Consider the following 11,774-nt stretch of genomic DNA (forward strand, 5'->3'; position numbering starts at 1 on the left):
ACATGACGACGCTGGACCTGTTCGGCAGCCCCGCCGAGGGCGAACGCGAATGGCTGGGGTCGCAGGCTGTCGTCCTGCGCGGCCAGGCGGCGCCCTGCGCGGTTGAACTGCTGGATGCCGTTGAGGCCATCGTCGCGCAATCCCCGTTTCGCCAGATGGTGACGCCGGGCGGTCTGACCATCGCGGTGGCTTCGACCAACTGCGGCGCGCTGGGATGGACGTCCGATCGGCGCGGCTACCGCTATGACGGAATCGATCCCCTGTGCGGCCGCCCCTGGCCCGCCATGCCCGGGTGTTTCATGCACCTGGCGCAGCAGGCTGCGGCTGATGCCGGGTTCCTGGGCTTCGAGCCGGATGCCTGTCTGATCAACCAATACCTGCCGGGCACGAAGCTGTCGCTGCATCAGGACAAGAACGAGCGCGATTTCAATGCTCCCATCGTGTCCGTCTCCCTGGGCATGACGGCGGTCTTCCTGTTCGGCGGCCACGATCGCGGCGAGCGGGCCTTCCGGATATCGCTGCATCACGGCGACGTGGCCGTCTGGGGCGGCGTGGATCGGCTGCGATATCACGGCGTCATGGCCTTGGCCGACGCGCCCCACGCGCAGCTGGGCAACCGGCGGATCAATCTGACGATCCGCAAGGCCGGGTGACGAACTCGGCCGCGCGGCAGATGCGGTACAGTAGGGTCGTTGCGTTTCAAGCAAGGTAAATCCGCATGACCTCTCTGTTCGACGCTTTTGACCTGGCCGGCCTGGAACTGGCCAACCGGATCGTGATGGCCCCGCTGACGCGAAACCGTTCCCCCCGGGCGGTGCCTCCGGCCATGACGGCCGAATACTATGCCCAGCGGGCGAGCGCCGGCCTGATCGTCACCGAGGGCACAGCCATTACCCAGCAGGGGCAGGGCTACGCTGACGTGCCGGGCCTGTACACCGACGAGGCGCTGGCCGGCTGGCGATCCGTGACCGATGCCGTGCATGCCCGTGGCGGAAAGATCGTCGTCCAGCTGTGGCACGTCGGGCGGGTATCGCACGTCAGCCTGCAAGCCGATGGCCGGGCTCCGGTGGCCCCATCGGCCATCCAGGCAAAGGGCAAGACCTATGTGATCGATGCCGATGGACAGGGCGGCTTCGTGCCTACGTCCATGCCCAGGGCCCTGGCTGTCGATGAATTGCCGGGCATCGTGCAGGACTACCGCCGTGCGGCGCGAGCTGCCCTGGATGCCGGGTTCGACGGTGTGGAGATCCACGGCGCGAATGGCTATCTGTTGGATCAGTTCCTGCGTCGCGGGGCCAATGAACGCAGCGATGCCTATGGCGGGCCGATCGCGCATCGCGCGCGCCTGCTGCTGGAAGTCGTCGATGCCGTCACGGCGGAAACCGGCCCGGGCCGCACCGGCATCCGGCTCTCGCCGGTGACGCCATCCAATGATGCGTTCGACCCGGAACCCCAGCCCTTGTTCGAGTACGTCGTGCGCGGGCTGGCCCGGCACGGCATGTCCTATATCCACATCATCGAAGGCGCGACCGGGGGCGAACGGGATTACCAGCAAGGCCAGCAGGCCTTTGATTACGATGCTCTGCGCGCCGCCTACCGGGATGCCGGAGGACGGGGCGCCTGGATGGTCAATAACGGCTACGACCTGGCGTCGGCGCAGCAGGCGCTGGCGTCCGGCCGGGCGGACCTGGTGGCGTTCGGCCGCCCCTATATCAGCAATCCTGATCTGGTGCGGCGCCTGCGCGACGGGCTGCCTCTGGCCGAAGCGGATCGCGCGACCTTCTATGGCGGCGGGGCCAAGGGCTATATCGATTACCCCGAGGCCCAGGGGCTTGTTCAGCCCGCCTGAGCCCCGGTCACGACGATCTTGCCCAGTTGCGTGTTGGATTCCAGATGGGCGATGGCCTCGGCCAGCTGTGCAAAAGGATAGGTCCGGTCGATGACCGGCCGGATCCGTCCATCAGCGATCAGCGGCAATACGTCGCGGGTGACGCCCTGGACAATGTCCTGGCGCTGGGCGGCGTTCAGTCCCTTGCTGGACACCCCGAACAGCCGCAAGCGCCGGCTGTGCAACGCCGCCAGGTCCAGCGGCCCGCTGGTGACGCCATCTACGTAGCCCACGGTCGCCAGGCGCCCCTGAAAGGCCAGGGAGCGCACGCATTCGGCCAGCACCGACCCGCCCACGATGTTGACGACCAGGTTCGCGCCCCGGCCTTCAGTGGCGTTTTGCACGGCGTCGTGGAAATCGGGGCGGCGCGTCGGGATGCCCAGGTCCAGCCCTTCGGCTTTCAATGCGGCCAGCTTGTCGGCCGAGCCCGAGGTACCGATCACTCGGGCACCCAGCGCCTTGGCCAGTTGCAAGGCCGCGACCCCCACGCCCGAGGAAATTCCCGTGATCAGCAGCCATTCTCCCGCCATCAGGCGGCCCTGGGTGACCAGCATGTCGTAGACCACCATGGTCGCGATGGGAACGGCAGCCGCCTGATCCCAGGTCAGGGAGGCAGGCACTGGCATCGCATCGCGCGCATCCAGCAGCACGTGTTCGGCGAATGCGCCCTTGCACCGCCCCATGACGCGCTGGCCGACCTGAAACGGGTCGCCGTTGGCGCCGACCGCGATGACCTCGCCTGCGGCCTCGATGCCCAGGCTGGCGGGGGTGTCGGCGCCGGATTGGCGCAGCGCCAGGATTTCTCCCCGGTTCAGGCCGGCCGCCTGGACCCGCAGCAGCAACTGGCCGGGGCCGGGCAGGGGCGAGGCGGCGTCTTTCTGGGTGATGTGGATTTGACCGTCCCGAACCTGGGCCTGGTATTGGTGCATGTTGTCTCCGGAAGAAAAGTGCGGGGCGTCGGGGCCTGGGCAATCAGCCGGCGCCTTCGGGTAGGGGAATGAATTCCTGGTCGTCGCCTGCGGGCAGGACCATGCGCTGCTGGCGCCAGTCTTCGGCGGCCTGTTCGAGGCGATCCCGGGAAGAGGACACGAAATTCCAGTAAATGAAGCGTTCTCCGATGGGTTCGCCCCCAAGCAGCATGACGGTCGATGCCTGGCGCGCCAGGATGGTGGCATCGTGCCCGGTCTCAAGCACGATCATGCGGCCTTCGGACACGATGTGTCCATCCAGTTCGATTTCGCCCTGCGCGACGTAGACTGCGCGTTCCGGATACTGGGCGCTCAGCGTGCGCCGGGCGCCCGCCTGCATGTCCCAGTGCAGATAGAACAGCGGCGAGTGGGTGGGTACGCGGGATGTGGCGCCGTCGATCGAGCCTGCGATCAGCCGGCCTGAAACGCCGCCCTCGTGGATTTCAGGCAGGTCCGCCGCGCCTTGGTGGTGATGAAAGGACGGCGCCGTTTCCTCGTCTTTCTGTGGCAGCGCCACCCAGGCCTGGATGCCGTGCATGGTGGCCCCGTGCGACCGTGCGTATTCCAGCCGTTCGCTGTGCGTGATGCCGCTGCCGGCAGTCATCCAGTTGACTTCCCCGGGGCGTATTTCCTGCAGCGAGCCCACGCTGTCGCGATGGGTGATGGCCCCGCTGTGCAGATAGGTTACGGTGGACAGGCCGATGTGGGGATGCGGCCGGACATCCAGCGCGCGCGGGGCGCCCGGTGCGATCTCCAGCGGCCCCATGTGGTCGAAGAAGATGAAGGGGCCGACCATCCGGCGCTTGCGAAATGGCAGCACGCGGCCGACGACGAACCCGCCCCCCAGGTCGTGCGTGCGGCGATCGATGAGCAGTGTGGCGTCCATGGCGGCATCCCGGTTGGATCGTAGGTGCGGGGCTGGCGGCGGGCCCTGCTGCGTGGTGGCCCGACGGCGCGAGCGCCCGGTGGTTCCTCGATTCTACGACTGTGAGCGGTTTTGCGCGTCCAGGTAAGGGCAGGTGGATTCGCTCAGGGGGCCGTAGGCGGTTTCGGCAGGGATGGTTGCCACGAGTTTGTGCAGATCCCAGGGCCCCGTGCTTTCGGCAGGTGTCTTGACCTGCAACAGGCTCAGGTCGTTCATCATGCGGCCATCGGCGCGGATGACGCCGTTATGCACGAAAAAATCGTTCACCGGATGGGATTTCAGCCAGGCCATGATGGTGTCGGCGTCGTCCGTTCCAGTCTGGCGCACAGCATTCAGGTAGGCGGTCGCAGCGGAATAGTCGCCCGCCTGGCCATAGGTGGGCATGCGTCCGATCGTCTCGGCGTAGCGGCGCGACCAGGCCTCGGATGCCGGGTTCTTGTTCCAGTACCAGGGGACTGTGAAATACATGCCCTGGGTGACCTCCAGTCCCAGGGCATGGATGTCCAGCAGGGTCGCCGTCAGGCCCACGGGTTTCATCGTGCGCGTCAGGCCGAATTCCACGGCGGTCTTCAGGGAATTGACGAAATCGGCGGTGGCGTTGGCCAGCGCCAGGACCTGGGCGCCCGAATTCTGGGCCTGCAGCAGGAAGGAGGAGAAATCGGCCGTTCCCAGCGGGGTGCGCACCGAGCCCAGCACCTTGCCTCCGGCAGCCTGCACCACGGCGCTGGTGTCGCGCTCCAGTTCGTGACCGAAGGTGTAGTCCGTGGTCAGGAAGAACCAGGATGCGCCGCCGTGTTCGACTACAGCGGCGCCCGTGCCTCGCGCCAGGCCCCGGGTGGAATAGGTGTACTGGATCGTGTAGGGCGTGCATTGCGCGTTGGTGAATGCCGACGAGCCCGCGCCCGAGGTGATGAACGGCTTTTTCTTTTCCGCCGCGACGGCGGACATCGCCAGGCTGGCAGCGGAATTGGTGCCGCCGATCAGCAGATCCAGGTGCTGGTTGTCGAACCAGTCTCGCGCCAGTGCCGAGGACACGTCGGCCTTGTTGCGGCTGTCGGCCACCAGCAGTTCGATTTTCTTGCCGTTGATTTCGCCTCCCATGTCGGCGATGGCCATACGGATGGCATGCGCGCCGCCGGGGCCATCGCCGTCGGCGTAGACGCCGGACATGTCGGTGATGAAACCGATGCGGATGACGTCATCGGAAATCGGGCTGGCAGTGGCCGGCAGGGCGCCCAGTGCCAGGGCCAGTCCCGCCGCGAGGCGGGCGTTGAGAATGCTCATGAGGACTCCTTTCGAATGGGGATCATCATGCCATCGGAGCGTTACAGCGGGGTCAATATGCCTGCCGCCGTCGGGGTTGGCGGCGAGCCTACCAGGCGCCCCGGTGTTCTGGCACGCGGGTGATCAGGGGAAATGAGGCCAGGACCAGCAGGCTCCAGACGCCATAGACCCAGGCCTGGCTGCGGCCCGGATCGGCAGAGGTGGACAGCACCATGGTCACGATCGAGATAAAAGTAATCGTGCCGATCTGGATCGACAGTGTGCGCAGGGCCGCCAGGGTCGAGGCCGACTGTGGGGCCAGCTGCAGGCCCGCGTTGCGGCTGGCCGGGTTGACTGTGCCGGTGCCCATGCCCAGCAGAAAGGCCGTGGCTGCCAGCCAGGCGAAGGGCGCCATGCCCAGGATAGGCGGCAACGCCAGCAGCGCCATGCCCAGTGCGATCAGCGTGCCGCCGACGTACAGCGGCAGGCGGTAGCCGGTGCGCCGGATGGTCAGGGTACAGGCCAGCGACAGCGCGATGGCGGCAATGCCCTGGAACACCAGAAGGGCGCCCGAACCCAACGCCCCCATGCCGTAGCGGTTGGAGGCGTACAGCGGAATCAAGGCCACGGCGCCGATCGTGATGCCGCCAAACAGCATGTTGATCAGGTTGACGATACCGAAACCGGGGCCGTGGATCAGGCGCGGCGCGATGAAGGGATGGCTGCTGCGGTGGATGTGGCGAAAGAACAGCCAGCCGGCCACCAGCGCCGTGGCGGCGGGCAGCAGGATCTGGGGCGAGGCGAAAGGCAGATCCTTTTCCCCCAGAAAGCTGGTGGCCAGCATGCCGGCCAGCAGGCAGACGCCCAGATATCCCAGGCCCAGGTAGTCCATGCCCGCCCCGGATTTCTGCGCCCTGGGGGCGTCGGGCGGAATGTAGCGCAGTGCCATCCACAGGATGAGCAGGCCGATGGGGACGTTGACGAAGAAAACGCCGCGCCAGTTCCAGTAGGTGACGAACAGGCCGCCGAAGATCGGGCCGATCATGGCGCCGATGGGAAAGATGCTGCCGAACAGGCTGACGGCCCGGTCGCGGCCATCGCCGAAATAGTCCACGACGATGCCGGTGGCCGAAGGCGTGATGCCGGCGCCGCCGGCTGCCTGCAGGGCCCGTAGCACGATCAGCATGGCGATGCTGTCGGTCAGTCCGCACAGCAGCGAGGCCAGCGTGAAGACCGCTACGGAGACCAGGAAGACGCGGCGCCGGCCGATGCGCTCGCTGAGTTTGCCGCTGACGGGCAGCATCAGGACAAAGCCGAAGGCAAAGGCGGTGATGGTCCAGCCCGCCCAGTTGATCGAGGTGTCCAGGCCGCGCTGCAGTTCGTGCAGCACCGTGGCCACGATCGTGGAATCCACGGACATCATCAGCAGCGCCAGTGCAATGGTAGTAAATGCAGGGATGCGGCGAATGGCGGGCTGATTGGCAGAGAGCATGCCGCAGTCTACTGCTTTTGCAGCCCCTGCAAGCCCTGCAGCAGGTTCTGCAGGCTGGTGGGTTGCGCAGGCAGGGTGAATTCACTGGCAGGGGGTTCCTGCCCGGAAATCGACTGCACGACGAAATCCTGTCCCAGGCGCAGGATGCCTCGCCGGTCGGCCGGCAGCGCCCCGGTGAGTTGCCGGGTCTTGGCCTGGCCCAGCAGCAACTGCATGCTGGCCAGGTAGCTGGCTGTCATGTCCACGACCCGGCGGTCGGCCGTCAGCACGGCGTCGGAGGGATGGGTCCTGCCCTGGGTATCCGTCACGGTCAGGCGATAGACGTGCCCGGTGATGCCGGCCACGGTTTCGGTGCGGCCTGTATCCTGCACCTGATCGACGCGTTCGGGCAGGTATTGGTTGGGGCGGGACTGGGCCAGCGCCCCCAGGCCCTGGAGCAGGCCACCGACCTCCATGACTACCGGCGTCTGCCCCCGCATCGAGACGGAATAGGCCTTGCCGTCGCGCACGATCAGGTAATCCGGCCTTTGATCCTGGCCCAGGCGGACAGCCCCGTCAGTCTGCCAGGCCAGTTGCGTAAGCTGCCCGCCCGCCTGGACCTGGGCGGTACCGCCTGCCTGAGCGGCCAGCGGCAGCGAGGCTGCCAGCACGATGGACAGATGGGTCAGGGAGCGAAACGGGGACGGCGCACGCATGGGGGTTCTCCTGAGTGAGGGCGCAGATATTGTCCGGCAAGCCGGCACGGGCGGCTGTATGGAAGGGTAACGCAGCGCTCAGGCGAAGGTGCGGACCGATCAGCGTTCGGCGCGGATGCCCAGGCTGCGTTCGACCAGCCAGGCACAACCCAGCAGTGTCACGTTGATCGCCAGGTACAGCAGCCCCGCGATAATGAAGGTTTCCACGATCAGGTAGCTCTGGCTCATCAGGCGGCGGGCGAAGCCGGTCAGTTCCATGACGGCGATGGTAGAGGCCAGGCTGGTGCCCTTGATGGCCAGGACCAGTTCATTGCTGTAGGCGGGAAAGGCCTGGCGAATGGCCAGCGGGAAGCGGATGCGGCGAAACACCTGCAGCCGGCTCATGCCGCAGGATACCGCCGCGTCGATCTGCCCGGTCGGCACGGACTGCAGGCCGCCCCGGATTGCCTCGCTCATGTAGGCGCCGCTGTTCAGGCTGATGGCCAGGATGGCGCAGCGTGCGCCGTCCGAGAACAGCCACCACAAGGCGGGCTGCTCGCGCACGAACTCCAGGGTGCCGATGCCGTAGTACAGCAGGAACAGCTGGATCAGCAAAGGGGTGCCGCGAAACGCAGTGCTGTACAGGAAAGACAGACCCGAGACGACGCGGTGTCCGGAGGTCCGCATCAGTGCGGCCGCCAGGCCCAGCAGCGAAGCGAACAGAATGGCAAACAGTCCGATGCGCAGGGTGATCCAGAACCCCTCGGTCAGTACCGGGATGGCTTTTTCGAAGAGTTCGATCATCGGGCCGCCCCTTGCATGCCGCGCCCGAAGTGGCGTTCCGCCCAGACGAACAGGGCCTGGCTGCAGACGCCGATCAGAAAATACAGGATGCCGGCCATCAGGTAGAGCGTCAGCGGCGCTCGGGTGGCCGCAGACCCCAGCACGGCCGCGCGCATCAGTTCCACCAGGCCGACCAGCGAGATCAGCGCCGTGTCCTTCAGGGCGTTTTGCCAGACGTTGTTGGCGCCGGGCAGGGCATACCAGAAGAGCTGCGGCAAGGTGATGCGGCGCAGGATCTGGCGCCGCTGCATGCCGATGGCGCGTGCGGCCTCGATCTGGCCGGGGTCGATGGCCTTGAAGGCGCCGCGAAAGACTTCGACGCTGTATGACCCGGAAATCAGGCCGATGGCCACGATGCCCACCAGCATGGGGAAAACCTTGCCCATCAGATCGTCCCATTCGAGCCAGTCGGCCAGGTCGGCAGCCGGCCGGACCGTACCGAAGAACAGGAGATAGATGATGAGCAGTTCGGGAACACTGCGCACCAGCAGCGTATACAGGCTGATCAGCCCGCGCGCCAGCCAGTTGCCGTTCGATTTCCAGGCTGCGCCCGCGATACCGATCATCATGCCCAGTGCGATGCCGCACAGGCTGATGAACACCGTCATGCCGGCACCGCGCAACAGCAGGGTGCCCCAGCCGGCGCTCAGGATGTCGTGCAGGGAAGCGTTCATGAAATCAGCGGTCCCGGGGTATTGCCCGGACGGTAGAGAAGATCGGGATCAAGGCGAACCAACCCTGGATACCCATCCGACGGGGGTCGGAGGGGCGGCCAGGGTTGGTCGCAGCGCCGGATGTTACTTGCAGGCTGCGTAGTTGGACAGGTCCACGCCAAACCATTTCTGGCTGGATTTTTTGATGGAGCCGTCCTGGATCAGTTCGCACAGGGCCTTGTCGACCTTGGCTTTGAGTTCCGTGTTTTTCTTGTTGATGCCCGCACCGATGCCCAGGCCCAGGATGTCCGGATCGGCGCTGCTTTTCACCACGTAGTCGGCCATGGCGAACTTGCCCTTGCCCGTGGTATCCAGGAATTGGCTTTGCGGCGTGACTTCGGAGAACGTGGCATCCAGGCGGCCGGCCGACAGATCCATCTGCATCTGGTCCTGGGTCTCGTAGGTCTTGAGTTTCATGTCCGGAGCGTATTTCTGCAGGAATGCGCCCTGGGTGGTGCCGCTTTGCACGCCGACCGTCTTGCCGGCCAGGCCCTGCAGCAGGGCTTTCTGGTCGGCGGCCTTCAGCAGCGGGCTGCCCGTCGGCAGCACGAAGGAGGAATCTTCCGTGGCGTAGGGGATGCTGAAGGAGATGACCTTGGCGCGTTCCGCAGTGACCGACATGCCCGAAATCACCAGATCGAAGCGTTCGGCTTCCAGCGCCGGGATCAGGCTGTCGAAGGCCTGCACGACGAAGCGGCATTTCATGTCGAGTTTCTGGCAGAGGGCGTGGCCGACGTCGGCATCGAAGCCGGCGACCTTGCCTTGGGCATCAACCATGCTCCAGGGCGGATAGCCGCCTTCGGTGCCGATCTTCAGGGTGGCTGCCGAAGCAGCCGTGGCCAGGCCCGCAAGGCCCAGTGCGGCGCACAGCACCGCCTGTCGTGCAATGGATGTCACCATGGACGGAATCCTTTGTGTTGAGGGTCGGGAAAGAAACAATAGTAGTACATCATGAGACGGTTCAGCCAATCTGCATGGGGGCTTCCGGGTAGCGGACGCGGCTGTAGCGTTGGGTGCCCAGGCTGTAGACCAGGGTCAGCGGACCCAGGCGGCCGATGAACATCAGCGCCATCAACAGGATCTGGCTGGGCAGGCTCAGGGAACGGGTCAGGTCGGGGCTCAGGCCCGTGGTGGTGAACGCCGCCATGACTTCCATGGCGATGGCGATGAACGGCTGGGATTCGAACAGGCTGACCAGAAACACGCCCATGCATACCAGCAGGCCCGACACCATCAGCAGCGCCAGGGCTTTCTGGATGGTTTCCGGGGCGATCGTGCGATGCATCAGCACGACTTCCTTGCGCTGCAGGACATAGGCGCGCACGACGGCCAGCAGGATGATGAAGGTGCCCAGCTTGATGCCGCTGGCTGTAGACAGGGACCCGCCGCCGATGAACATCAGGGCCATCAGCAGCAGGCGCGAGCTGTCGCGCAGCTGGTCCACGTCCATGCTGGCGAAGCCGGCTGTGCGGGCGCCCACCACCTGGGTCCAGGCCGCCAGCCCCTGGCTGGGCAAGGGCAGATGCCCCAGGGTGGCTGGATTACTGGATTCGATCAGCCAGAACAGGGCCAGCGCCACCAGGTTCAGGACCAGTGTGCCGATCAGCATCAGGCGGGTGTAGTAGGCCAGGGTCTGCCAGGCGCGCTTCTGGTTGATATCGGCCAGGACGCTGAAGCCCAGGCCGCCCAGGATGATGCAGCCGGTGATGACGAAGGTGGTGACCGGATCGCCGACGAAGCCGGCCAGGCTGTCGGGGAACAGGGAGATCCCGGCATTGTTGAATGCCGAGACCGCGTGAAAGCCTGCCAGCAGGAAGGCGTGCTCCAGCGAGTCGTTGCGCCACCACCAGAGAGTCAGGATCAGGATGGCGGCGCCTTCGATGGCCAGTGAAAATTTCAGTACGGTCAGCGCGGTCTGGCGGATGCGGGCGACGCTGGTCTGGTTGAAGGCCTCCAGGGCCAGGGCCTGATATTTGAGGCTGAGCCGCTTGCCCAGCGTCAGCGAAGCGATGATGGCAAAGGTGACGAAGCCGATGCCGCCCATCTGGACCAGCCCCAGCACGACGGCCTGCCCCAGGAAGCTCAGGTCCCGGGCCGGGTCGATCACCATCAGGCCAGTGACGGTCACCGACGAGGCGGCGGTGAACAGGGCTTCGAACAGGCTGATGGGCCGCTGCTGGGCGGCGGGCAGCAAGAGCAGCAAGGTGCCCAGCAGGATCAGGAACAGAAAGCTGCCCGCCAGGACAGCGGGCGGGCTGGCTTGCAGCTGCCCCGTGCGCCGGGCACGGCGATAGGCGCGCAGGGGATGGACGGTCAGTCTGGCCATGCCGGAGCGTCAGCGCAATTTCGGTGCAGCCAGCTTCAGCTGCTGCAGGGGGCCGAACAGGATCAGCGTGTCCTTGGCACGCAGCACGAACTGGGCAGGCGGGTGAGGGGTTGTCGCGCCCTTGCGCTTGACCAGCAGGGCCTGGATCAGGTCCGGGGGCTCGGTCATCAGGGCATCGCCCAGCGTACGGCCGTTGAGCTGTTCGCTGGCCTCGATCTCGACCACGAAGTCACCGTTGCCCAAGGCGATGTAGTCGTTGACCATCGGGTAGCTGAGCACCTGTGCGATGCGGATGCCCATTTCTTCTTCCGGGTGGATGACCCGGCTGACTCCCAGTTTGGTGAGGATCAGGTGATGGGCGCGGGACGAGGCCTTGACCCACAGTTCCCGCACCCCCATGGACTTCAGGTGCACCGTGCAGACCAGGCTGGCCTGCAGGTCTTCGCCGATGGCCACCAGCACCACGTCGTATTCGTCCAGGCCCAGTTCAGCCAGGGCATTGCGGTCGGTGACGTCGGCGATGGCCGCGCGGGTGAGTTGTTCTGCGTGCTGGTCGACGACCCGGTTGTCCGCATCCACGCCCAGCACGGAATGGCCCAGGCGCATCAGTTCCAGCGAAGTGGCGGAGCCGAAGCGCCCCAGCCCTATGACGGCAAATTGTCCCATGCGTTGGGCGACTCCT

The 11,774-nt window shown here is 65.9% G+C and carries 12 protein-coding genes; 2 read left to right on the forward strand and 10 right to left on the reverse strand.

Translation table 11 applies throughout. The features are described from left to right. Nucleotides 1–2 precede the first annotated feature (2 nt). Nucleotides 3–653 carry a DNA oxidative demethylase AlkB gene (gene alkB / locus VDP74_RS03235; protein WP_322998185.1) on the forward strand — a complete coding sequence of 217 codons (651 nt, stop codon included), beginning with the start codon at nt 3–5 and terminating at the stop codon, nt 651–653. Between the two features lie 65 nt (nt 654–718). Further along, entirely contained in the window at nt 719–1,849 is a 1,131-nt protein-coding gene (locus VDP74_RS03240; protein WP_322998186.1) for an alkene reductase, read from the forward strand. Here the strand turns inward: VDP74_RS03240 and VDP74_RS03245 are convergent. The 10 genes from VDP74_RS03245 to VDP74_RS03290 form a co-directional block, all read right to left on the reverse strand. Further along, entirely contained in the window at nt 1,837–2,817 is a 981-nt protein-coding gene (locus VDP74_RS03245) for a quinone oxidoreductase family protein (protein ID WP_322998187.1), read from the reverse strand. The genes VDP74_RS03240 and VDP74_RS03245 overlap by 13 nt on opposite strands. A gap of 43 nt (nt 2,818–2,860) precedes the next feature. Then, nucleotides 2,861–3,742, reverse strand: a complete 882-nt coding sequence (locus VDP74_RS03250; protein ID WP_322998188.1) for a pirin family protein — start codon at nt 3,740–3,742, stop codon at nt 2,861–2,863. A gap of 93 nt (nt 3,743–3,835) precedes the next feature. Then, nucleotides 3,836–5,065 (reverse strand): ABC transporter substrate-binding protein, encoded by a 1,230-nt coding sequence (locus tag VDP74_RS03255; RefSeq protein ID WP_322998189.1) that lies wholly within the window; start codon nt 5,063–5,065, stop codon nt 3,836–3,838. A gap of 88 nt (nt 5,066–5,153) precedes the next feature. After that, complete coding sequence (locus VDP74_RS03260) at nt 5,154–6,536, reverse strand: MFS transporter (protein ID WP_322998190.1); 1,383 nt, start codon at nt 6,534–6,536, stop codon at nt 5,154–5,156. Nucleotides 6,537–6,544: 8 nt separating this feature from the next. Then, nucleotides 6,545–7,231 (reverse strand): hypothetical protein, encoded by a 687-nt coding sequence (locus tag VDP74_RS03265; protein WP_322998191.1) that lies wholly within the window; start codon nt 7,229–7,231, stop codon nt 6,545–6,547. Between the two features lie 99 nt (nt 7,232–7,330). Beyond that, complete coding sequence (locus tag VDP74_RS03270; RefSeq protein WP_322998192.1) at nt 7,331–8,014, reverse strand: ABC transporter permease subunit; 684 nt, start codon at nt 8,012–8,014, stop codon at nt 7,331–7,333. After that, entirely contained in the window at nt 8,011–8,727 is a 717-nt protein-coding gene (locus VDP74_RS03275) for an ABC transporter permease subunit (protein WP_322998193.1), read from the reverse strand. Before VDP74_RS03275 ends, VDP74_RS03270 begins: the two co-directional genes overlap by 4 nt. Nucleotides 8,728–8,850: 123 nt before the next feature. Beyond that, nucleotides 8,851–9,666, reverse strand: a complete 816-nt coding sequence (locus tag VDP74_RS03280; RefSeq protein ID WP_322998194.1) for a transporter substrate-binding domain-containing protein — start codon at nt 9,664–9,666, stop codon at nt 8,851–8,853. Nucleotides 9,667–9,727: 61 nt separating this feature from the next. After that, nucleotides 9,728–11,092, reverse strand: coding sequence for a TrkH family potassium uptake protein (locus VDP74_RS03285; RefSeq protein ID WP_322998195.1), 1,365 nt, complete (start codon nt 11,090–11,092; stop codon nt 9,728–9,730). 9 nt (nt 11,093–11,101) lie between these two features. Then, nucleotides 11,102–11,758 carry a TrkA family potassium uptake protein gene (locus VDP74_RS03290; protein ID WP_322998196.1) on the reverse strand — a complete coding sequence of 219 codons (657 nt, stop codon included), beginning with the start codon at nt 11,756–11,758 and terminating at the stop codon, nt 11,102–11,104. Nucleotides 11,759–11,774: the final 16 nt, after the last annotated feature.

It is taken from the genome of Castellaniella sp., from assembly GCF_034674885.1.
Classification (GTDB): Bacteria; Pseudomonadota; Gammaproteobacteria; order Burkholderiales; family Burkholderiaceae_B; genus Castellaniella.